The organism is Nocardia sp. NPDC049149, from assembly GCF_043197455.1.
GTDB lineage: Bacteria > Actinomycetota > Actinomycetes > Mycobacteriales > Mycobacteriaceae > Nocardia.
Map to the genome: position 1 here is coordinate 1 of NZ_JBICTD010000021.1, position 21,853 is coordinate 21,853.

A 21,853-nucleotide genomic window follows, 5' to 3' on the forward strand; every position below is an offset into this window, starting at 1 on the left:
CTGGGACCACCACTGTCCGAAGACGTCGAAGCCGTCCTGCGCGAAGCAGTCAGCAATGTCGTCCGCCACGCCTCGGCGACCACGGTCTCCATCAATCTCACGGTCCGCGACGACGTCACCATCGAGATCACCGACGACGGCACCGGCGTCCCCACCGACCTCTCGCGCATGAGCGGGCTGGCGAACCTCTCCGCGCGCGCAGAGCAGTCCGGCGGCAGTTTCGAGATCGAGGGCGGCGCCAAACACGGCACGGTGCTGCGCTGGTCGGCGCCCCTGCCCGAGCAGCCGCCCCGCAAACCCTGACGAACGGCGGCGAGGCACGCAGAGCTGATCAGTTCGGCTCGCTCGCCCGAGCCCGGTTCAGCAAGTGCTCGAAGCGAACGGCAGCCAGCGCGCCAGCGAGTTCGCCGCTGCCGCTTCACCGCTCGCCTTGTGCTCGGCCAATCGGCGATGCACGGCGGCCAATTGCTCGACGGGGTCCGGTGATTCGATCGGCAGCAACGGAAGCGAGCTTTCTCGCTTCGATGGCATCATCCTCCCGCCGCGGCGGCCTGCATCCGGACCCACCGCGACGAACTGCGCAAGTCGGATGTGTGGATGTTCAGCGTCCGCCTCGGCCCGGCGATGGTCGCTCAGTCACTCGGCCTCCCCAAAGCCGACGTCGCAACCGTCCACCCCTGACCGACGACGAACCCCTGATCGATGGCTCCGCGCGACCGCGGGCCCAACGCCGCGGTATGCCGGGGCTTTCGGCCGTAGTGACCGGCAGCCGCACCGGGAGACGCTGGCTATCACGACGATAGCGAGATCAGGGCCGAAATGGGCTACTACGTAGCCGGATTCGGTGAGCTGCGACTCGCCGACGCAGACAAGGCAGGAGGCGAGGGGGTTTCAGGCGGAGCGACTGGCGCCACCGGGATCGGACGTGTCGAGCACATCCGCGAGCGCACGCCGCGGCGTGACCGGCAGCGGTGCCGAGCTGGTCGGCGCCCAGCCGAGCCGGACGACCACCTGCGGATACGCGGTGCTGTCGAGCACTCCTCGGCGCACCATCGCGCGCGTCGCGGGGATCTCGAGCGGCTCGGTGAGGGGGCAGGTGGCCAGACCGACGTTGGTGGCGGTCAGCAGGACCGCGCTCAATGCCTCGCCTGCCTGCAGGCGGGAATGCCGATCATCGGCGGTGGTGCCGACGACGAGCAACTCGGCGCTGTCGGGTTCGTTGGCGTTGTCGGCCAGCTGCGGTGCGGCGAATACCCGGGCGGGCAGCTCGTCGTCGGGCCGTGGCGTCGGAGCGTTCTGCGCGGGCACACCCTCTTCGCTGCTGTGCTTGCCGGTCCAGTTGGCCAGTTCGAAGCGGTATTCGGGGTCCTCGGCGTGCCGGATGACGGCTAGCCGGGTCGCTTCGACCAGCAGTTCGCGGGGCGCATCGGTGGCCTTTCGCACGATCGCGCCGAGGGCGTTCGCACGTTCGGTCGCCAGACTGACATAGCCGGGCGGGATCGGCCACGAGCTGAAATGCCTCCGATCGGACTGTCGGCGCGAAATCGCCGCACTCAACGCGACATCCAGGTCCGTCGGCCGGTGCCGCACCGGCTCGATGGCGGCCAGGTGTCTCGGGTCCGCCGGATTCGGCAGCCGGTGCACAACGGCCGACCAGCCGAGCGCCGCGAGTGCGATCCGCAGATGATGCAGCGCCGCACCGCAACTCAGCAGCAGGTCGCGCTCGTCGGGATCGGTGGCGGGCAATGCCCGCGTCGGATCCAGGTACAGGTGAATCGATCGATCGCCGATCCGCCAGCGCCACGGCTGAATGTTGTGGATCGACGGCGCCCGCACCGCGAGCGCCAATGCTGTCTTGACGATGTTGTAGTCGGGCATTCCGCGCTGCATAACGTCCCTCCGAATGTTTCACTCCACGGTGCCAGCGGCGCCACACCTTCGTTAGGGCATGACGTCCCTTGTCTGAAGGACTTCGGATGATTCCCGCCCGCTGCCGCCGAGCGGCTGAGCTCGAACCGGAAGGCCGCGAGGATCAAGGACCTTCGGCCATTCGGCCTCACCGTTGGTGACCAACGCCAGCAGTCACGCCCGTGCCGAATTCCTACCCTGAGAGCCGACGGAAACACCGAAATCCTAAGGGGCCCGGATCATGACCGCTCACCACACCGGCGACCTACACCAGCTCGCCAACGCTGACATCGTGGTCGGCGCTGATGGCTCCGCAGGCGCCGACCTGGCCGTCCGCTGGGCCGCCGAGACCGCCGCACAGCGCGGTCGCAGGCTGCTCATCGTGTTCGGCCTCGACCTCGCCGCCACGCGCTCGGTGCTCGGCACCTATGACGTGATGGTGCCCTCGGTGACCGAGAAGATGCGTGAACACGGTGCGGATGTCCTCGACAAGGCGCATCTGCTCGCACTTCGGTTCGCTCCCGATCTGACCGTCAAAACTCTACTCTCCGAAAGTAATCCGGCTCAACTGCTGATCAGCCTCTCGGAGAAAGCGCACATGGTGGCGCTCGGTGCGACCTCGGGAGTCGGCGCGCTCGCGCACCTCGGTTCGACGCTGATGGCGGTCACCAGTCACGGCCACGGTTCCATCGTGATCGTGCGCGGGACCGGCGCCGAGCAGGCTGGCGAACAGCGTCCGGTCGTGCTCGGCGCCGACGCAAGCCAGGTCGGCGAAGCCGCGATCGCGGCGGCCTTCGCCGAGGCGGCCGAGCGGAACGCGCCGCTGATCACCGTGCACGCATGGAGCGATCTGTCGTTCGGCGCGTACGCGGGCACGAATTATCCCGACCTCCCGATCACCGCTTTGGAGCAGGCCGAGCATGCCTTGCTGGCCGAACGGCTCGCGGGCTGGCAGACGAAGTACCCGAATGTCGACCTCACCCGCAAGGTGTATTTCGACGGACCACGCACGCAGTTGCAGGAATGGTCCAAGTCCGCCCAGCTGGTCGTCGTCGGCAGTCGCGGTCGCGGCGGATTCAGCGGACTGCTGCTGGGTTCCACCAGCAATTGGCTTGTGCAGCATGCGCATTGCCCCGTCATGGTGGTGCACCCGGAATAGTCGACCGTGTCAGAAATGCGGCACCACGGATGGCCAAAAGTCCTTTGACAAGAGTCGGTTCGGCACTGTGCCGGACGATAGCTCGTCAGTAGCGTCGAACTCCGCACGGTCCAGGATCTGGACCGACATGGATGACCCACCATCAAGGTCACCCCGCAGCGCGCGTCAAATCCGGATCGGAGGAGCCGACGATGTCGTATCGAGTCGCGGTCGTCGAATCGACCACCCAGACCATGCTCGAACTGCGCCGAACCGTGCGCACCGACCGCGCGGGGGACGATGTCAACGCGGGAATGCGGGCGCTCTACGGTCTAGCCGAGCGCACCGGCCTCGCACCCGTCGGACCACCATCGACAACGTATCTCGGTGAGTTCGGTCCAGGTATGTCCACGACAGTCGACTTCGGCCTGCCGGTCGCCGGCGGGCCACTCGACGACGGCACCGACCAAGTCAGGGTGCGACACCTCGAGCCGGCATGGTTCGCGCACACCACCCACCGCGGCGACTACACACGGATCGGTGACGCCTACCGTGCACTCGAAGAGTGGATTCGTGCGTCGAAGTTTCGGCCCGTAGGACCGCTGACCGAGGTGTACCTGATCGCGCCGGAGGAAGCGGTGCATCCGCGTGACCTGGTGACCGAGGTCCGGATACCGGTTGTCGCTGCGACCGAACTCTCGATCAGAGTGCCCGCGCTGTTCGCCAACACCGTGTCCGAGCTGCGGAAGGTGTTGGCAAAACACGGATTCAGAGTCATGACCGAGATCGATATGCGCCAATCGCTGCAGACAAGCCTCGGGGTGCGCATGGGCGAATATCTGATTCTCGGTGCCTGCCACCCGGCCCTCTCGCACCGAGCACTCACCATCGACCCCCGGATGGGCCTGCTCCTCCCCTGCAATGTGGTTGTGCGCAGAGACGGCGACACCACCCTCGTCGAAGCGGTCGACCCAGAACTGCTGCTCGCCAGCTTCCTCCTGCCCAACACCCACCGACCCGAGCTGCATTCGATCGCCCGCGAAGCCCGCGCCGACCTGACAGCGGCCCTGGAAATCGTCGAAAAGCGTTTGTGCGACACGGAATAACCAGACGGAAGGCTCGTTGTGTCGGACCCCTGAATGAGTCTGCGCGGCGGCTGGATTCACCAACTATGGCAATGCCATGGTGATACCGCTGTGGCAGAGTTGATTTCGGCTGTTGTGGGTATCTGTGCGGTTCTGCTCCTGGCAGCACTGCCGTTGCCGATGTGCTGGCGTCGGTGATCGAACTGTGGTGTGGGAGGGTGTTTCAGGGTGAGCCTGGAGCTCGGTCAGGTGTGTAACTACGTGAGCGGCGCTATCAGCAGAAAGCTCGACGCGTATGCCAGGGGGCTGGCTCAGCCCATGCATGACATGATCAGCCATACGCGCAATGTCGGGCCGCATCTGACGGATCGCGACCAACAGTTCGCCCTGCCGATGCGGGAGCCGCTGACCGGAGGCGCTGCCGGAGCCTGGACACCCTTCTCTCGGATCGCCGAACGCACCTGGATATGGGGTCCCGAAGATGTGGTCAAGCGGTGGCCGGGCGCGCTCGCGGTTCGGCCCAAAAATGGTGTGGCCGAGGGTCATCTGATCGTCGTGTCCGATGGGCCACGGGGCGCGTCGGTGGCGCAGCGGGTGGCGTACGCCGCCGAGCTGGCCAAAGACATGGAATCCTGCAACGTGATCGTCACCCGTCGGGGGCTCGGTGCGGATTTCGGGCCGGTCAGCGTCGTGCCACGGAAGTTCGGCGACAAGCAGATACTGGCGTGGACCAAACAACACGAGGGACAACCGTTCAAGCCGCTGAAGATCTTCCCTTGCGGCTTCTGCAAGGTGATCGCGGGCAGCCCCCTGACGACACTGCTGAGAAAATGGTCCGACGGCATCGCGCTCGAGCCGCTGGACCCGGTGCGTCCCGGCGGGCACCGGCTGGTCATCCCGAACGGGTATGTGCCGGGCGCCGACGGCGAGGACATCCATGTCCAAGACGTCTCGGTCGATCCGGCGACGTCCGGCGCGATGATGGCGCACGTGGTCGAACTCACCCGCGACACGCCCAACGTCGACATCATCACCTCACGCGGCGAACCCGCGACCCAAACCGCAGGGCACCTGCACATCCACGCCGTGACGCGTGACGAGAACGACGGCCTGGAAATGATGCTGGACAGGGCGCCGCTGCACGTGCTGGAGTGGCTGATGGACCACCTGGCCCTGAGGTGACCGCCCGCCGACCCTGTTGCTAGCGAAGCTTACGGAAGAACTCCCGGATATCCCCGACCAAGAGTTCGGGCTCCTCCAACGCGGCGAAATGACCGCCCCGATCGGTGACATCCACCCAGTGGGTGATCGTGTTCTCCTGTTCGGCGTAGCGCCGCACCCCGACATCGTGGGCGAACACGATCGCACCGGTCGGCACGCCGGAATCGGCCGGTTTCGCACCCCAGCCCGACGCCTGGGCGTACCCGACATACGCAGCGCTGCCCGCGGTTCCGGTGAACCAGTAGATCGATGCGTTGGTGAGCAGTACGTCTCGGTCCAGCACGGCATCGGGCAGCGCCGTACGCGGATGGGTCCATTCGCGGAACTTGTCCATGATCCACGCGAGTTGACCGACCGGGGAGTCGTTGAGCCCGTAGGCGATCGTCTGCGGGCGGGTCGCCTGAATCACGATGTAGCCGTGTTCCACCTGCATGAACGTTTGGACACGGGCCACCCGGTCCCGCTCGAGTTCGCTGAGTTCGGCGAGCTCCTCTTGGCTCAGCGGCAGCGGTGGCAGCACCGCGGGACCGCCGTTGACGTGCACTCCGGCGACCTGATCGGGCGCAGCCCTGCCTACCGCGGGACTCACCGTGGCCCCGATATCGCCGCCCTGCGCGCCGAAGCGGGTGTAGCCGAGCCGTCGCATCAACTCGACCCATGCGCGGGCGATGCGCGGTCCGTCCCAGCCCGGTTCGCTGGTCGGGCCGGAGAATCCGAAGCCGGGCAGTGCCGGGATGACGACGTCGAACGCGTCGGCAGGGTCGCCGCCGTGCGCGGCGGGATCGGTCAGCGGGCCGATCACCTCGAGGAATTCGACGGTCGAACCGGGCCAGCCGTGCGTCAGGATCAGTGGGAACGCGCCAGGCTCTGGGGAGCGGACATGCAGAAAGTAGATGTTCTGGCCGTCGATCTCGGTGGTGAACTGCGGGAACTGGTTGATCCGTTCCTCGGCCGCCCGCCAGTCGTAGCCGTCGCGCCAGTATTCGGCCAGTTCCTGCAACCAGGCCGTCGGCACGCCGGTGTCCCAGTCGTCACCGGGTAGTGGCTCCGGCCAGCGCGTGCGCGTCAGTCGCTCATGCAGATCGTCGAGCTGCGTCTGCGGGATATCGATGCGAAACGGGACTATTTCCTCGGACATCGACGCAGCATCGCACTCGAGTCGGTGCGGTCCTTCCCGCCAGCGGGAAGGACCGCGGGCCCAGTACCGTCGAGCCCTCATCTCGGCTCATGCGGCCGGTGGAAGCCGCGGCAGCGAAGCAAACCGTTGTACCGCACGAACATCCGCGGCAGCCTGACGAACTCCAGCGCGATGCGGGTGTACGGCTCTGCGAGTACCGCCGCCCAATCTCCCATGCTCGGCGACCGCATGTCGCCGCAAACCGATCAGCGAAGCTCGGCCAGTACTGCGGCGAGTTCGCCTACTGCCCAAGTCAATTCGTTCTCCTCGATGACCAAGGGCGGTGACAGGCGGATGGTCGAGCCGTGGGTGTCCTTGGCGAGGACACCGCGTTCGGCCAGGCGTTCGCAGATCTCGCGTCCCGTAGCGAGTGTGGGATCGACGTCGACGCCGGCCCACAGGCCTACGACGCGAACCTGATCGACGCCGTGCCCGCGCAGCGGTGCGAGGTGTTCGGCCAGCACAGTTCCCAGCCGTTCGGCACGTCGCTGGTAATGGCCGTCCGCGAGCAGCTCGACCACGGCAAGGCCGACCGCGCAGGCCAGTGGGTTGCCGCCGAACGTCGAGCCGTGCTGGCCGGGTCGCAATACGCCGAGCACCTCGCGGCTGCCTACCACGGCAGACACTGGGACGATGCCACCACCGAGGGCCTTGCCGAGGACGACGAGGTCCGGGGTGACATCGACGCGGTCGACCGCGAGCGTAGTTCCGGTGCGACCGAGGCCGGACTGGACTTCGTCGGCGATGAACAGGGTGTTGCGCTCAGTGCACAGCGCACGCACTCGCGGCAGGTAGTCGTCGGGCGGAATGATCACCCCGGCCTCGCCCTGGATCGGTTCCAGCAGGACGGCCGCGGTGTTGTCCGACATGGCGCGCTCGATGGCGTCGGCGTCGGCGTAGGGGACGAGGATGAAACCCGGTGCGTACGGCCCGAATCCGTCGTGCGCGCCCGGATCGTCGGAGAAGCCGACGATGGTGGTGGTGCGGCCGTGGAAGTTGCCTGCCGCCACAATGATTTCCGCTCGGTCGCGCGGAACGCCTTTGACCTCGTATGCCCATTTGCGAGCGACCTTGATCGCGGTCTCGACCGCCTCCGCACCGGTGTTCATCGGGATCATCATCTCGGCACCGACCAGCTCGGTGAGACGCTCGGCGAAGAGCTCGAGGAGGTTGTGGTCGAAAGCTCGACTGACGAGCGTCATGCGCTGCAGCTGGTCCTGGGCCGCCGCCACCAGAGCCGGGTGGCCGTGGCCGAAGTTCATGGCCGAGTAGGCGCTGAGCATGTCGAGATGGCGGCGACCGTCCGTGTCGGTGATCCACACACCGTCGGCGTGTTCAGCGATGATGGGCAGCGGGTTGTAGTTGCGCGCGACTCGTCCGGCGGGGATGGCCGTCGTCATCGGTGGACCTCCAAGGTGCAGCACTTTGATGTTCTTCGCGATGTGGTTTGACGTGCCGTAACGACAGTATGTTGCGTAAGGAAAACATCAAAGAGCAATTCATTGCACAGACGGCGCAAAAAACATCGAATCATTAACCATCCCCCAATGTCCTGCCCCCAGCACGGCCTGACGGACCCCAGCACGGCCTGACGGAACAGCGCTTGATGGCACGTGCCAGGGCAAGGGCGTCTGGGGCGGAGGTCATCTCAGGCAGACTCCCGCGTATGAGTCATGAGGACCTAGACGTGGCATCCCTGCTCGACAACCTGTGCGTCGATCTGGGTTTCTGTCTGCCATTGGATGAAAAGAGCAGGTTGTGCACGTCGCCGCCTAAGGACGTCGACTCGTTCACCGATGCTGTCTTCGTTGCCGAGGGCATGGATCCGAGTGGGGACAAACGTCTTCGCGAGTTGGTCCGCCAGAAGGTGATGCACGCGTTCCATCATCCGCGTCCTGATGCCGGTGATTGTGTTCCGCGGCAGTCGTTTTGACCTGTCGCCGGCGCGGTCCCGGTGATCCGAGTCACATGCGCATTCGGCGGCCGCGGCTCTGCGAGATCGATTGTATTGTTTCCACTCGGAATCAGGGGGCGAGGAGCGCGTTGCCATCACGCTTGTTCGAGGCGTTCTCGCCGTATGCGTGCGAGGTGTGCCGATGACCCAAACCCTGCGCCAGGTACCCGGTTTCGGCAGGTTGATGCTCGGGCGCACGCTGTCGTTCCTGGCGACCGCACTGGTGCCGATGGCGCTCACCCTCGCGGTGATCGATGCCACCGGCCAGGCCGGCGACCTGGGCATCGTCCTCGCCGCGGAGTTGCTGCCACAGTTGGTGTTGCTGCCGATCGGCGGAGTGCTGGCTGACCGATTCCCGCCGCAGAAGGTGGCGTTCGCCGCGGACCTGACGCGCGGGCTCGCGCAGCTCGGGATCGGCCTCGAATTGCTCAGCGGCGTAGTGCGAATCACCGATCTGGCGGTTCTCTCGGCGATCACCGGCATCGGCGTCGCCTTCGGCACCCCGACCATGTCACCGCTGATCTTCGCGACGGTCCCGCAGGCACATCGGTTGCGGGCCAACAGCTATCTCGGCGTGGTGCGCGGCGTGACCTTGGTCGCCGGACCGGGCGTCGCCGGCGTGCTCGCGGTAACGGTCGGCCCCGGTTGGACATTCATCGTCACCGCCGCGGTATTCACGGTGGCGGCCTGCACCCTAGGCGGGCTCCGGGTGGCGCCGCGTGCGGTGGTCGAGCATCCGGTCTCGTTCCTCCGGCAGCTGGCCGAAGGCTGGTTCGAGGTACGCAGCCGCCCGTGGTTCTGGTCCAACCTGATCGGGCACGGCGTCTCGAATCTCGCTGCGGGCATACTCATGACGCTCGGCCCGCTCATCGCGGTGCGATCGCTCGGCGGCGAGATGTCCTGGGTACTGATCTATCAGGCAGGCATGGCCGGGGTGGTCCTCGGCGCGCTGATCGCACCCCGGCTGCGAGTGCAGCGCCCGCTCGTCCTGACATCGGTATGCGCCACCCTGTTCGCCCTGCCGATGATCAGCTTCGCGACGCTGGCACCGGTGTGGGTCGACGCCATCACCTATGGTGCCGCGATGCTCGGCGTCGGGCTCCTGAACACGGTGTGGCAGACCACAATACAACGCGAGTTCCCGCCCGAGGCGCTAGCTCGCGCCGATTCCTACGACGTCCTACTGTCACTCGCCGCCCGCCCGCTCGGCACGGCCTTCGCCGCACCCATCGCCACCATGACCGGCAACACCGCCCCACTCCTGACCATGGCGGTCCTAGTCGTGGTCGTAAACCTCGCGATCCTCGCCCTCCCCGATGTCCGGTCGATAACCACCGAGAAAGCAACCACACGCCAGTAGCCTGCCCGGACTAGCCGAGGCAAAGACGGACGAGTCTGTCGGGCCGAGAACCAAAGTCAGTTCGCCGGCCAGGAAGAATCAAGACGGAGTCGACTGACGCTGACGGTAGGCGCGCTGCTGACAGGCCCTCGAGCAGTAGTCCCGTCGCCGTCCCCGCGCTGCCTCGTCCAACGGCTTCCCGCACATTACGCACTTCGCCCCTTCACTTTCGTCACGCATTACATCACGATTCCGACTTTCGATGAGCACTTGGACACCGTCGAGCGTGCGTTGCAGCCCGAACTCGAACGGGTCGAGTGGCTCGTCCATCCCGCCGCTCTCCCACAGCCTGCTCAAGGCCGGATAGGCGTCCAATCGCTCGAACAGAGACTCACGTTCGCTCCACCAGCGCTCATGGGAGATCCCGGTGCGCCGCTGAACCTCCGCGGTCTCCCCCACCTGCCGCGCGACCGACTCGACGAACCCACCCACGAGATTCACGACCGCGAACACCTGAGCGGGCGCCAGGCCGCCGCGTGCCGCGACGTCGAGCGCGTGGTCATACCCGGCCATGATGTTCGGCCCGGGCAGGCGGCGGCTGCCCGCGCTGTCGACCAGCCAAGGATGCCGCTGGTAGATCCCCCACGCCCGGCGCGCCCAGCGTTCGAGGCCAGCGCGCCAGCCCAGCCCGTCCGCGGGCGCCAGCGGCGCCTCCCCGTAGACGGCGTCCCGCATCAGTTCCACCAGTTCCGCCCGGCCGGGAACGTAGCGGTAGAGCGACATCGTCGTGGTGCCGAACCGTTCCGCGACCTTGCGCATGGACAGTGCGCCGAGCCCCTCGGCGTCCGCGACCTCGATCGCCGCCGCGACGATCCGGCCGAGGCTCAACCCTGGCCGGTCCGGTTCGCGCGCGCCCCACAGCAGCTCGATCGCACGTTCCGGATCCGGCTGTGTGTCGTCTTCAGCCACCCGCTACTCCCTTGACGCTTCTCACTCGATCGTGTTTAACTAATAAACCTCAGTATATCCTATAAACCCTCTCGTAGGAGCGCCTCGCCATGCCCGAAAACAGGTTGTACGTGTCCCCCGACGGCCAGGACGGCTGGCCAGGCACCCTCGACCGGCCGTTCGCCACCCCGCACGCGGCCCAGCGAGCCGTCCGCGCGCTCACCGCCGAGATGACCAGCGACATCGTCGTCGCCTTCCGAGCCGGTGTCTACCACCTCGAAGAACCGCTCACCTTCGACGACACGCAGGCCGACTCCGGAACAAACGGCTTCCGAGTGGTCTACCAGGCCAACGGCTACGGAACAGCCGACCAGGAGAAGGTCGTACTCAGCGGCGGCCGCGAGGTCACCGGCTGGTCCGCGGGCGCCGACGGCGTATGGACCGCCCCGATCGGCGACCTGGAACCACGACGGCTCTCCGTCGACGACCGCCCGGCTGCCCGGGCGGCCCGCACCACCGGACTTCCGGGAATCGTGACGAAAACAGCAACCGGTTACGTCACGGACAGCGCGGAGCCTCAGTCGTGGCCGGACCCCTCAGGACTGGAGTTCGTCTACCCAGGCGTCTATCCGTGGTCCGAAGCCCGCCTGGCGGTCGCCGCCATCTCCGGAGACGCCTCCTCGACCACCATCACCATGGCCCAACCCGCCTTCGACAACGCCAAATCCCTCTACGACTCGAAGTGGTACGGCGCAGGGGATGACGGGGCCTGGGACGGCCTCGCCGCACCGTCGGTGCTCGAGAACAACGTGGCCTTCCTCGGCGAGCCGGGCACCTTCGCCGTCGACCGCTCCGACCCGGGCGGACACGTCCTGCACTACCACCCGCGCCCCGGCGAGGAGATCGGCAAGACCACCGTGATCGTGCCCGTTCTCGAAACACTTGTCAGCGCGAAGAACGTGCAGGACATCGCGCTGCGCGGTCTCACCTTCGCCGAGACAAACTGGTCTGGTCCCAACCGCACCGGCGGTTACCTGCACTATCACGGCAACAGCCGCCACGAGCACGGCGAATTCCAGAAGATCGACATGGGTGCCGATGTGGGCTATGTCCACGTTCCGGCGACACCGACCCAGTTGCCTGCCAACGTCATCCTCGACTCGGTCAGCCGAATAGTGCTGGAGGGCAACCACTTCACTCGCCTCGGCGCCGGTGGGCTGGCTATCGACGGCGGTAGCGACGTCGAGGTCAGGGGGAACGTCTTCGACGAGATCTCGGGCAGCGGGATCGCCGTCCATGGCTCCACTCGCGTCACTGTCGAGGACAATCTCATCCACCACATCGGCACCGAGTACCGCGGTTCGCCCGCCGTCCTGGTCTTCATCTCCGCAGAAACCACCGTGGCGCACAACGAGATCCACGATGTGCCGCACAACGGCATCGTGATCACCGGCGGCGACCGGGCCAACGGCACCCAGGTGATCGGGAACCTCGTCGAACGGAGCATGAGCGTGTTGATGGACGGCGGCGGGATCTACCTGTCCGCACCGCAGGGCTCGTCGTTCGCCAGCGGGGCGGTGGTCAGGGGCAACGTGATCCGAGATGTCCTGACGTCGTACAACTTCGGGCTCTACGCCGACTATGGCGCCGCGTGGATCACCGTCATCGGGAACATCGTGTGCCGGGCCGACACGCCGATCGTGCTGCAGGTGGGTCCGCCGCTGGAGCACGTCGCCTTCCTCGGCAACTTCTGGGACGTCCTGCCCGCAGGCTACGACGACCCGCCCAAGACAGTGACCGTAGCCGGGAACACCGTGCTGCCCAAGGAAACTTTCGACGAAGCGATCAAGGCCGACCCGGCGGCGGCCGACATCCTCGCGCGGGCGGGACGCCGCGTCTGAAACGATGATCGGGACCCTGCCGGGCGTACAACTCGTACGCCCGGCAGACTCTTGGTGATTCACGCGTAGAGATAAAGTCCAGTGGGTGAGTTTCAGGATCGCGGCGTATGGCGTTTGCTTGGAGCTGGGCCGGGTGCTGCTTGCTCGGCATGTGGCCGAAACCGGCGAAACGACGTGGACTTTGCCGGGTGGCGGGGTCGAGCACACCGAAGATCCCTTCGATGCGGTGACTCGTGAGCTGCGCGAGGAGACCGGCTACGAAGGGATCGTCGAACGGCTCCTCGGCGTGGACTCGAGAGTGATTCCCGCAGCGGTTGCCCGGGCAGGCGTCGAGCATCAGAACGTTGGCATCTTTTATCGTGTCCGCGTCATCGGCGGCCGGCTCAGAGGCGAATTGAACGGCGCCACTGTCGAACCGACCTGGACGCTGCTCGCCGAGGTGCCTACTTTGCGCCGATCATCGCTTGTCGATACCGGTCTCGCTCTGGCACAGACCCTCCCGGCGACTGGTCACGTCAGCTCGACTCCGGTCGGCGGACTGATCCAGCACTGAAGGTGGTACGAGATGCGTTCGGCTGATACGGAGTTGGCGTTCTGCAAGTCCTTCGCACAGCCCCTACCGGAGGTCGGGCGGTGTTCCACCAAGGAGGAAGCCGAGTTCAGTGTTCGAACTGCGCGCGTTTGTAGTCGCCGTACGGCTCGTCGCGTTCGCGCACGGCTTCACGGAAACCGACAGTGGCGGAACGCAATTGGAACGCGTATCCCTCGCGGGTGTGGCGGGAGATGCCGTCGAAGACGGTGCTGATCATGCCCGAGTTGGCCACGCCTTGGGACAGCAGCGCCGAGTTGAGTGCCAGCTTCGCCATCATCAACTGGTTGACCGGCATTCTGGCGATCCGGTTCACCAGCTCTTCGGTGCGTGCGTCGAGTTCCTCGGCGGGGCATGACTCCACCGCCAGGCCCCATTCCTCGGCTTGTTTGCCGCTGAGGCTGTCACCGGTGAACAGCAGGCGTTTGGCGCGGGCGTCGCCGAGGCGGTGTGCCCACATTCCTGCCGCGGGGATGCCCCAGGTCCGGGTCGGCGGATAGCCGATCTTGGTGTCGTCGGCGCAGATGATCTGGTCGGCGTACAACGCGATGTCGGTGCCGCCGGCGATCGCAAATCCGTGCAGTTTCGCGACGGTGGGTTTGTTGGCGTGCAGCAGGCTGGCGAAACCACGGTTGCAGCGGCTCATCATCGCGTAGTCGATCATCGGATCCCAAGTGCCCCAAGGATTGTGGTTCGCGGCGTTGACCACAGGGTCGAGCACGGTGCCGGTGACGTCGTCGGGGTTGCCCTCGGTGGCGAACGCGCGCTCGGCGAACATGTCCAGGTCGTAGCCGCCACAGAACCCTTTGCCTCGCCCGCTGACCAGGATCACATGCACCCGCGGGTCCAGATCTGCGCGCTCGACGGCATGGGCGAGATCCAGCGGGGTCGCGGGGGTGATCGAATTGCCCTTCTCCGGCCTGTTGAACGTGATCCGGGCGATCCGGCCGTCTCGTTCGTAGGTCAGTGTCGAGTACTGACGCTCACCGCTGGGCTCAGGACGTTCGTGCCACGGCGAATCGGGCACCTCGGTCCAGTTCTCATACCAGGCCGCCGGGCGAGTACCGGAATGAGATTGCTTGTCAGACAATGGCTTTCCCTTCGAACAAGTGAGCAGCGAGGCCGGTCGTCGAGGCCTTCGCCGCTCGGAGCATCGAGTGGAGCTTGACTCGAGGACCCATTGACAGTCAATAGTGACTGTGAAATTCTCGACCCGACGCCGGACCGACGAAACGGAGAGCCCCCGCGGTGACCACACGCGCTGAGCAGAAGCAGGCGACCCGCGCACGAATCTTGGACGTCGCAACGAACCTGCTGGTAGAGCGCGGATACTCGGCCCTGACAACGGTCGCCGTCCAGCGCGCGGCCGACCTGAGCCGGGGCGCGCTGCTGCACCACTTCCCGACCATGCGTGAGCTGACCGAAGCACTCGTCGCCAACCTCGTCGAGTTGAACGAGGCCACGACACAGGCGACAGCCGAGCGGATCGGCGACACCACCGACCCGATCCACCGCGCCCTGACCGCGCTGTACGAGAGCATGACCCGCCCGCCCGCTCAGGCCGAGTTCGAACTATGGGCAGCCGCACGCACCGACCCCGAACTCGCCGCCGTCCTCCGGGTCGCCGAACGTCGAGCAGGCCGCGACCTGCACCGCGTCATCGACACCCTCTTCGGTCCGACCCTGGTCGCGCACGCGCGATATCCAGCAGCCCGGGAACTCGCCGTCGCCGCGCTGCGCGGCGTGGCGGTGTCTCGATCGCTACGTTCCTCCGAACGCGCCGACCGAGCGACGGTCGAGTATTTGGCAGACGCCATTCGAACGATGCTGTCCACCGACCCCGGCGACTGAGTGCCACAGGGGCTCACCGCGCGGCGCACCGAGTGCGCACAGCTACTAGGCCGCTATCATTACTTGCTCGCATCATCGATCGGCTCAGTACGGATTTGGCACTCATCGGGTGACACCAGGAGGCCGTTCATGGACAACCGAGAGATGGTGGGCTCTTGGTGGCACGATCGTGACCACTACCCCATGCTGATGAAAGCCCTGGTCGACCATTCCGCGGTCGGCTGGATGAAAGCTGTCGCCGGGGCAGCGGGGGCAGTCCTGAGCATTGTCCTGATCTTCGCCGCACTGTCGTCGGGCGGTCCGAGCAATACGGTGGACCGCACCCTGGTGATCGTCAGCGCTGCCGCGGCGGCGCTGTGGGCACTGCGCTGGTGGGCACTGCCGCTACCGACGGCCACGCAGTCGTTAGCGCTGTTCACCGTCGCGGACGCGGCCATCACCGCGGTGTGCGTGAAGGGCGACTATTTCCTCGGCAGGTCGGCCGGGATCATTCTCCTGCTCGCCATCGGCCTCTATTTCATGATCTTCCACACCGCCAGAGCCCTTGTCGCACACGCACTCTGGAGCGTGGCCACCGTTCTGGTGCTGTGGGTTCCCTTGCTGGCGGGAGACACCGCCATCGCTGCCTTCGCGACGATCGCGGCAGCAGTGTCGATCAATATCGGCGCTCTGCCTGCGCTCCACTTCGGTCTATGGCTGGTGTGGGAGGACAAACTGTCGGATGCCCTCACCGGCCTGCTGAGCAGGCGCGGACTGGAGTTTCGGGCACCCCACGTGATCGAACAGGACAGTCCGTCAACGCTCTGTGCGATCGTGATCGACCTCGATCGCTTCAAGAGCATCAACGACAAATTCGGCCATCACATCGGCGACACTGTGCTGGCGCATACGGCAGGGCTCCTTCGCACCATCGCCCCACCCAGCGCGCTGGTGGCCCGCACCGGCGGTGAAGAGTTCGCCATCCTCACCCGAGTGCCGATGACGGCCGCGTGCGCCACCGCCGCCAGACTCCGCGACGCCATCGCCGGACCAACCGGCCCAGCCCCCGTCACCGCCAGCATCGGCCTCGCCGTCCTCGACACCGACAACGCCGGCCACGATCCGGCCGACGAGTCGGTCACCGAGCTTCTCCACCGCGCCGACACCGCGATGTACCGGGCTAAACAACAGGGCGGCAATGCTGTCGTGCTGGACGATCACACCGCAACGCCGACAGCCGAGATCGCCCCGCCACCGAACCCCAACCACCATCTCCTCTAACGCAATTGCCACACCCGAGCCTCGGCCGAACACACCGACGCTTCCGCATCACCGACTCACCTGTGCGTCGTAACATATTGGCACCCAACAATTTAAGCACTTCGACAACTGTATCAATCGCTGTAGCATCACGAATCTCGTTGACCCGCACGGCCTATCGCCATTCCTCTGGAAAATACATCGGGTACGAGGCAATACCGGGTGCCCTACCCCGCGGTCCGGTATCGTCTTAGAGCTATGAGCCCCGACAAGATCGAGTGGGAATCGGGAGTCGCCGACGCCCTTCGTCGGAGCCTCGATCACCTGCTGGGGTTGCAGTCGCCACAAGGCTGGTGGTGCCAGCCGCTGGCGACCTGCGCCATCAACGAAGCCGGGGACCTGTTCCTACGGGAGTTTCTGGGCATCCGAGACGAGACCAAGGCCGTCGAATTGGCGCGCTGGCTGCGCTCGCAGCAGCGCTCCGACGGCACCTGGGCGAAATACCACGCCGGGCCCGGCGACCTGTCCACGACCTTGACAGTTTATGTCGCGCTCCGAATCTGCGGTGACAACGCGGACGAACCACATCTCCTCCGGACAGCCAATTGGATTCGGGAAAACGGCGGCGTGGCCCAAGCCAGTGTTATCACCCGATTCTGGCTAGCGATGTTGGGCCTGTGGTCCTGGGATGACATTCCGGTCCTGCCGCCCGAACTGACCTTGCTGCCGACGTGGGCACCGCTGAACATTTATTCCTGGGCCAATTGGACGCGCCATATTGTCGTACCGCTCGCGGTGATCGCCCATTTCCGACCGGTGCGCTCGGTGGGATTCACCCTCACCGACCTGGCAGGCGATGTCTCGACGCGGCCACGCCCCACCGACTTGCTGAGCCGCGCGTTCTACGGCGCGGACTACCTGTTGCAGGCCTATCAGCGGCTGCCGGTGAAACCCTTGCGCCAGACGGCATTACGACGTGCCGAACAGTGGATCATCGAGCGGCAGGACTCCGATGGGAGCTGGGCGGGCGTACAGCAACTGAACCTGTACTCGATTGCCGCGCTGTCTGCGCTCGGCCTGCCGGTGGATCATCCGGTGCTGGCCGCCGGGCTGCGCAACCTCGACACCTTCGTGGTGCACGAAGAAACCCCGGACGGCCCCGCGCAATGGATCCAGATGATGCAGGGGCCGGTGTGGGACACGGCGCTGTCGTTGCTCGCGCTCACCGACGCGGGCGTGGACACTGATCACCCCGCCCTCAAACGGGCCGCTGACTGGTTGTTGACCCAGGAGGTCAGGACCGTAGGCGATTGGGCCAAGCGCCGTCCCGGACTGAGTCCCGGTGGCTGGTCTTTCGAGTTCGTCAATATCTACTACCCCGACCTGGATGACACGTCCATGGTGGTCAGGGCGCTGACCCGGCTCCATGGTTCCGATTCGGCGGTGCAACGCGGTGTGGCGTGGGGCGCGGGCATGCAGTCGCGCGACGGCGGCTGGGCCGCTTTCGACGCCGACAACACCGAGACGCTGGTCAAGCGGCTGCCGTTCAACGAGTTCGCCGACGTCACCGATCCGCCCTCGGCCGACGTGACCGCGCACATGGTCGAGATGCTGGCCGAGCACGGCGAACGGTACGCCGACCAGGTCGAACACGGGGTGCGCTGGCTGCTGGATCATCAGGAGGCCGACGGATCGTGGTTCGGCCGGTGGGGTGTCAACTATGTGTACGGCACGGGCGCCGTGGTGCCCGCGTTGATCGGCGCGGGCCTGCCCGCGAAGCACCACGCCATCCGGCGAGCCGTGCGCTGGCTGGAGGAGCACCAGAACTCCGACGGCGGCTGGGGCGAGGACCCGCTGTCCTATGTCGACCCGAAGTGGATCGGTTCCGGGACCTCCACCGCATCACAGACGGCGTGGGCGCTGCTCGCCCTGATAGCCGCATCAGGCCGATCCCCGGCTGTGGACCGTGGCATCGACTGGCTGATCCAGACGCAACGCCCCGACGGAGGGTGGGACGAACCTCAGTTCACCGGAACCGGACTCCCCGATGGCGTCTACATCCACTACAGCTCCTACAGCATCGTCTTCCCGCTGAGCGCACTCGGCCGGTATCAGGCACTGAGCGCCGCAACCGAAGCCGGCGACTCCGCAGAACGAGAGAGGTAGTGAGCCGTGGTCTCACAACAGGACGGCACCGATGCGGTCGGTCCGCCGCCCTGGGTACCGATGATCGACGAGCTATGGCAGGAATACACCGATCAACTGATCATCGAATTGCGGCTGTGCTCAGCGGGTTTGGATGACCGGCTGAGCGAGGTGTGCAGCTATGCGCTGCTCCCTCCCGGGAAACTCCTTCGGCCGCTGCTCTGCATGGAGTCCGCAACGGCCCTTGGCGCCGACCCCAGAATCGTGATTCGCGCCGCGGCAGGCCTCGAGCTGGCGCACGTGGGCAGTCTCGTCCAGGACGACGTGATCGACAGCGACTTGATGCGCCGCGGGCGCGCTTCGGTGTTCGACAAGTACGGAGTCAACGCGGCCATCGTTTCCGGCGACGCCATGATCAGCTCGCTGTTCGACGCGTTGACCTACAGCAGCCAGCTCGGCGTTCCCGAGAAGTACGCGGTTCGTGCGATTCAGCATGCCTCCCAAGCGATCTGCGCCATGTGCCTCGGACAGCTCCTGGAAGATCGACTGAGTGGCCGTAGCGAGTGTGATCTCGACAGCTACCTGGAGATGATCCGCAACAAGACCGCCGCGGCGTTCCGGGGATCCTGTGAGATCGGCGCGATTTTGGCCGGGGGAACCGCGGACGAGGTGGCCGTGCTCGGCGATTACGGTGAGCAACTCGGGATAGCGTTCCAAATCAGGGACGATCTCTTGCCTTTCACGGAATCCGAGCACGAGGTGGGCAAGCCGATCACCAGCGATCTGGAGAACAGCAGACCCACCTTGCCGATCATCTTGGCGAGCCGCGCCTTGGAGATCCCGAGATCCGTTGTCGTCGATCGCTATCGGAACGAATCATTCGAATCCGTGGTGATCCTCCTCGAGAATGCGGGTGCGCTGGAGCGTTCTTGGGAAATGGCGCGCGAATACGTGTCGTCTGCGGTGCAACGGCTGTTTTCGATCCCTGATTCGCCTAGCCGGGGCAGGCTCATGAAAGTCGCGCACTACGCCATGGAGCGAACGCTGTAGCCCTGTCGTTCCAGCCGAACAGTGAGGTATCGATGGACGCCGAGATCGAAACTGGTGACACACTCACCCGTACCGAGGCCCCACGCTCGGTACGGCTGAAGGCATTCGTCCGGCTCGGCCGTCCTCGGTTCCTCCTGCAGAGCGCGGCGGCGCTCGGCTTGGGCATGCTCGCGGCGGACCACGACGGTCATCCACTGAGTCTGGGGTGGTACGCCGTCGGTATCGCACTCGCGTGGACCAGCCATCTCATGGTGCACTACTGCAACGAGTACTTCGATCTGCCTGCGGATCGCGCCAATTCCTCGCATACCGAGTGGACCGGCGGAAGTCGTGTTCTCGTTGAGGGATTGGTGAAGCCGGAAACCAGCCTGAGCTCAGCTTTCGTCCTGGTGTTCGCGGCGTTCTTCATCATTTCCGCGGTTCCCGATGTCGTTGTCCGCGAGTTCGTTGTGCTGCTGTTGGCGCTGGCCTGGTTCTACACCGCCCCACCATTCCGGCTCAACTACCACGGACTCGGCGAGCTGACATCCGGCATCTGCCTCTACGGGCTGGTTCCCATCCTCAGCTACTACTTCTACGCGGGATCCGTCTCCGCCCTCGTGCTCAGCATCGTGATACCCATTTTGTGCGTCCAGGTGCTTCGCCAGTTCATCATGAACTTGTCCGATATCGAAGGCGACCGTAAGACCAACAAGCGGACGGCAGCAGTTGTGTTGGGGCCCAACAGGATTGTGCGGCTCTACACGGGCGGGCAGGTGCTGTGTTACCTCGGCCTGGCGGTGCTCGGGATCGTCGGCACCCTCCCCCTGCCGGTCACCGTGGCGATGCTGCTCACCGCGGCACTACCGGTGTGGGTGAGCTGGAAGCTGCTCACCGGCGGCATGGAAAAGCCAAGCGTCGCAAACCGAATCACCTTCCTTGCCTCGATACAGCTACCGAGCATGGTGTGCGCGGCCATGACCGGATTGGTGATCCACACACTGCTCGACGAGCAACAACCGGTCTGGAACAACGGGCTGACCGTCTATGCCATCACCATGGCGATCTACCTGATCTGGGTATCCGGGCTGATTTTCGGCGCAAGCCCGGCTGCCGGAGCAACAAAGGATGAGCAGGCATCATGACGACACTCGGACTCGGATAGCAGGCAGACGAATGGGCTCGAGCACCGCCACGGACACGACAGATGCTGGGGCATACGACGATTCGGCCGACCCGTTCCCCGTTATCGGCATCGACCATGTGCGATTCCATGTCGGCAATGCCAGGCAGGCCGCCTACTACTATTCGGCGGCGTTCGGCATGACCCTGGTTGCCTACCGGGGGCCGGAAACCGGCTGCCCGGACATCGCCGAATACGTTCTGGCCTCCGGTGAGACCCGATTTGTCCTTACCGGCGAGGTGCGGGCAGGAACGGCGGTTGGCGAATCGGTGGCGCGGCACGGTGACGGCGTCGCCGACCTGGCGATCCAGGTGCCCGACGTGGATAAGGCGATCAATTACGCGCGGACTCGCGGCGCCACCGTGTTGCGCCCGCCGGAGGAACTCCACGATGGACACGGCACCGTCCGCGTCGCGACGCTCGCGACCTACGGCGATACGCAGCACACGTTGGTGGATCGTTCCCGCTACGACGGCTCGTTTCTGCCCGGGTTCGTCGAGGCGACACCGCTCTTTCCCGCCAAACCCGCGCATCATCCGGATCGGTACTTCCAGTCGATCGACCACTGCGTCGGCAACGTCGAGCGGATGGACGAATGGGTGGACTTCTACCGCCGCGTCATGGGATTCACCAACATGGCCGAATTCATCGGCGACGACATCGCCACCGAATACTCGGCGCTGATGTCCAAAGTCGTGGCCAGCGGCAACCGCCGCGTCAAGTTCCCGATCAACGAACCCGCCTCGGGCACAAGGAAATCCCAGATCGAGGAATACCTCGAATACTACGGTGGACCCGGTGTGCAGCACATTGCCCTTGCTACCGACGACATCGTGGCGAGTGTGCGGGCGATGCGCGAGATGGGCGTGGAATTCCTGGCTACCCCGGATTCGTACTATGACACCCTCGCCGAACGAGTCGGTGCGATCCGGGCGCCGCTTCAGCAACTGCGCGACCTGCAGATCCTGGCGGACCGGGACGAAAACGGTTACCTTCTGCAGATTTTCACCAAGCCGGTGCAGGACCGCCCGACCGTGTTTTTCGAGCTGATCGAACGCCGCGGCTCACTCGGCTTCGGCAAGGGCAATTTCAAGGCGCTGTTCGAGGCGATAGAGCGCGAGCAAGCCAAACGCGGCACCTGGTAAG

Annotated in this window: 20 protein-coding genes; 14 read left to right on the forward strand and 6 right to left on the reverse strand. The window is 65.4% G+C overall.

From position 1 onward, the window contains the following. A partial coding sequence (locus tag ACGFNJ_RS43315) for a sensor histidine kinase (protein ID WP_393462375.1) occupies positions 1–303 on the forward strand: 303 nt, incomplete at its 5' end. A 57-nt stretch (positions 304–360) separates the two neighbouring features. Here the strand turns inward: ACGFNJ_RS43315 and ACGFNJ_RS43320 are convergent. Continuing rightward, positions 361–531: a hypothetical protein gene (locus tag ACGFNJ_RS43320; protein WP_393462377.1), complete on the reverse strand. Its 171-nt coding sequence runs from the start codon at positions 529–531 to the stop codon at positions 361–363. A 360-nt stretch (positions 532–891) separates the two neighbouring features. Beyond that, complete coding sequence (locus ACGFNJ_RS43325; RefSeq protein ID WP_393462379.1) at positions 892–1,890, reverse strand: Acg family FMN-binding oxidoreductase; 999 nt, start codon at positions 1,888–1,890, stop codon at positions 892–894. Positions 1,891–2,149: 259 nt separating this feature from the next. Here ACGFNJ_RS43325 and ACGFNJ_RS43330 point away from each other — a divergent pair, with 259 nt between their 5' ends. From ACGFNJ_RS43330 to ACGFNJ_RS43340, 3 genes are all read left to right on the forward strand, one after another. Beyond that, positions 2,150–3,067 (forward strand): universal stress protein, encoded by a 918-nt coding sequence (locus ACGFNJ_RS43330; RefSeq protein WP_393462381.1) that lies wholly within the window; start codon positions 2,150–2,152, stop codon positions 3,065–3,067. A 191-nt stretch (positions 3,068–3,258) separates the two neighbouring features. Beyond that, complete coding sequence (locus ACGFNJ_RS43335) at positions 3,259–4,152, forward strand: DUF302 domain-containing protein (RefSeq protein WP_393462383.1); 894 nt, start codon at positions 3,259–3,261, stop codon at positions 4,150–4,152. 207 nt (positions 4,153–4,359) lie between these two features. Then, positions 4,360–5,313: an HIT family protein gene (locus tag ACGFNJ_RS43340; RefSeq protein WP_393462385.1), complete on the forward strand. Its 954-nt coding sequence runs from the start codon at positions 4,360–4,362 to the stop codon at positions 5,311–5,313. A gap of 19 nt (positions 5,314–5,332) precedes the next feature. Here ACGFNJ_RS43340 and ACGFNJ_RS43345 read toward each other — a convergent pair whose 3' ends face one another. Further along, the gene (locus ACGFNJ_RS43345) at positions 5,333–6,490 is read right to left on the reverse strand and encodes an epoxide hydrolase family protein (RefSeq protein WP_393462387.1); all 1,158 of its coding nucleotides are present in this window, start codon (positions 6,488–6,490) and stop codon (positions 5,333–5,335) included. Between the two features lie 245 nt (positions 6,491–6,735). After that, on the reverse strand, positions 6,736–7,929 hold the full coding sequence (rocD, locus tag ACGFNJ_RS43350; RefSeq protein ID WP_393462389.1) for an ornithine--oxo-acid transaminase: 1,194 nt from the start codon (positions 7,927–7,929) through the stop codon (positions 6,736–6,738). A 287-nt stretch (positions 7,930–8,216) separates the two neighbouring features. Here rocD and ACGFNJ_RS43355 point away from each other — a divergent pair, with 287 nt between their 5' ends. Further along, complete coding sequence (locus tag ACGFNJ_RS43355; protein ID WP_393462391.1) at positions 8,217–8,462, forward strand: hypothetical protein; 246 nt, start codon at positions 8,217–8,219, stop codon at positions 8,460–8,462. Between the two features lie 163 nt (positions 8,463–8,625). Next, positions 8,626–9,843 (forward strand): MFS transporter, encoded by a 1,218-nt coding sequence (locus tag ACGFNJ_RS43360; protein WP_393462393.1) that lies wholly within the window; start codon positions 8,626–8,628, stop codon positions 9,841–9,843. Positions 9,844–9,921: 78 nt separating this feature from the next. Here ACGFNJ_RS43360 and ACGFNJ_RS43365 read toward each other — a convergent pair whose 3' ends face one another. After that, complete coding sequence (locus ACGFNJ_RS43365; protein WP_393462395.1) at positions 9,922–10,791, reverse strand: TetR/AcrR family transcriptional regulator; 870 nt, start codon at positions 10,789–10,791, stop codon at positions 9,922–9,924. Positions 10,792–10,880: 89 nt separating this feature from the next. Here ACGFNJ_RS43365 and ACGFNJ_RS43370 point away from each other — a divergent pair, with 89 nt between their 5' ends. Beyond that, entirely contained in the window at positions 10,881–12,671 is a 1,791-nt protein-coding gene (locus ACGFNJ_RS43370) for a right-handed parallel beta-helix repeat-containing protein (protein ID WP_393462397.1), read from the forward strand. A gap of 85 nt (positions 12,672–12,756) precedes the next feature. After that, entirely contained in the window at positions 12,757–13,224 is a 468-nt protein-coding gene (locus ACGFNJ_RS43375) for an NUDIX hydrolase (protein WP_393462399.1), read from the forward strand. A 106-nt stretch (positions 13,225–13,330) separates the two neighbouring features. Here ACGFNJ_RS43375 and ACGFNJ_RS43380 read toward each other — a convergent pair whose 3' ends face one another. Next, entirely contained in the window at positions 13,331–14,350 is a 1,020-nt protein-coding gene (locus ACGFNJ_RS43380; RefSeq protein ID WP_393462401.1) for a crotonase/enoyl-CoA hydratase family protein, read from the reverse strand. 158 nt (positions 14,351–14,508) lie between these two features. Here ACGFNJ_RS43380 and ACGFNJ_RS43385 point away from each other — a divergent pair, with 158 nt between their 5' ends. From ACGFNJ_RS43385 to hppD, 6 genes are all read left to right on the forward strand, one after another. Further along, entirely contained in the window at positions 14,509–15,111 is a 603-nt protein-coding gene (locus ACGFNJ_RS43385; protein ID WP_393462403.1) for a TetR/AcrR family transcriptional regulator, read from the forward strand. Positions 15,112–15,240: 129 nt separating this feature from the next. Beyond that, the gene (locus tag ACGFNJ_RS43390; RefSeq protein ID WP_393462405.1) at positions 15,241–16,371 is read left to right on the forward strand and encodes a diguanylate cyclase; all 1,131 of its coding nucleotides are present in this window, start codon (positions 15,241–15,243) and stop codon (positions 16,369–16,371) included. 237 nt (positions 16,372–16,608) lie between these two features. After that, positions 16,609–18,516, forward strand: coding sequence for a squalene--hopene cyclase (gene shc, locus ACGFNJ_RS43395; RefSeq protein ID WP_393462407.1), 1,908 nt, complete (start codon positions 16,609–16,611; stop codon positions 18,514–18,516). A 6-nt stretch (positions 18,517–18,522) separates the two neighbouring features. Beyond that, positions 18,523–19,545 carry a polyprenyl synthetase family protein gene (locus ACGFNJ_RS43400; RefSeq protein ID WP_393462409.1) on the forward strand — a complete coding sequence of 341 codons (1,023 nt, stop codon included), beginning with the start codon at positions 18,523–18,525 and terminating at the stop codon, positions 19,543–19,545. Positions 19,546–19,577: 32 nt separating this feature from the next. Then, the gene (locus tag ACGFNJ_RS43405; RefSeq protein ID WP_393462411.1) at positions 19,578–20,669 is read left to right on the forward strand and encodes a prenyltransferase; all 1,092 of its coding nucleotides are present in this window, start codon (positions 19,578–19,580) and stop codon (positions 20,667–20,669) included. Between the two features lie 31 nt (positions 20,670–20,700). Further along, positions 20,701–21,852 carry a 4-hydroxyphenylpyruvate dioxygenase gene (gene hppD / locus ACGFNJ_RS43410; protein ID WP_393462413.1) on the forward strand — a complete coding sequence of 384 codons (1,152 nt, stop codon included), beginning with the start codon at positions 20,701–20,703 and terminating at the stop codon, positions 21,850–21,852. The last annotated feature ends 1 nt before the right edge of the window (position 21,853 follow it).

Bases quoted from the DNA above. Each gene is read 5' to 3' on its own strand.
- ACGFNJ_RS43320 (WP_393462377.1), bottom strand. From the start codon at position 531: ATGCCATCGAAGCGAGAAAGCTCGCTTCCGTTGCTGCCGATCGAATCA.
- ACGFNJ_RS43325 (WP_393462379.1), bottom strand. From the start codon at position 1,890: ATGCAGCGCGGAATGCCCGACTACAACATCGTCAAGACAGCATTGGCG.
- ACGFNJ_RS43330 (WP_393462381.1), top strand. From the start codon at position 2,150: ATGACCGCTCACCACACCGGCGACCTACACCAGCTCGCCAACGCTGAC.
- ACGFNJ_RS43335 (WP_393462383.1), top strand. From the start codon at position 3,259: ATGTCGTATCGAGTCGCGGTCGTCGAATCGACCACCCAGACCATGCTC.
- ACGFNJ_RS43345 (WP_393462387.1), bottom strand. From the start codon at position 6,490: ATGTCCGAGGAAATAGTCCCGTTTCGCATCGATATCCCGCAGACGCAG.
- rocD (WP_393462389.1), bottom strand. From the start codon at position 7,929: ATGACGACGGCCATCCCCGCCGGACGAGTCGCGCGCAACTACAACCCG.
- ACGFNJ_RS43360 (WP_393462393.1), top strand. From the start codon at position 8,626: ATGACCCAAACCCTGCGCCAGGTACCCGGTTTCGGCAGGTTGATGCTC.
- ACGFNJ_RS43370 (WP_393462397.1), top strand. From the start codon at position 10,881: ATGCCCGAAAACAGGTTGTACGTGTCCCCCGACGGCCAGGACGGCTGG.
- ACGFNJ_RS43390 (WP_393462405.1), top strand. From the start codon at position 15,241: ATGGACAACCGAGAGATGGTGGGCTCTTGGTGGCACGATCGTGACCAC.
- shc (WP_393462407.1), top strand. From the start codon at position 16,609: ATGAGCCCCGACAAGATCGAGTGGGAATCGGGAGTCGCCGACGCCCTT.
- ACGFNJ_RS43405 (WP_393462411.1), top strand. From the start codon at position 19,578: ATGGACGCCGAGATCGAAACTGGTGACACACTCACCCGTACCGAGGCC.
- hppD (WP_393462413.1), top strand. From the start codon at position 20,701: ATGGGCTCGAGCACCGCCACGGACACGACAGATGCTGGGGCATACGAC.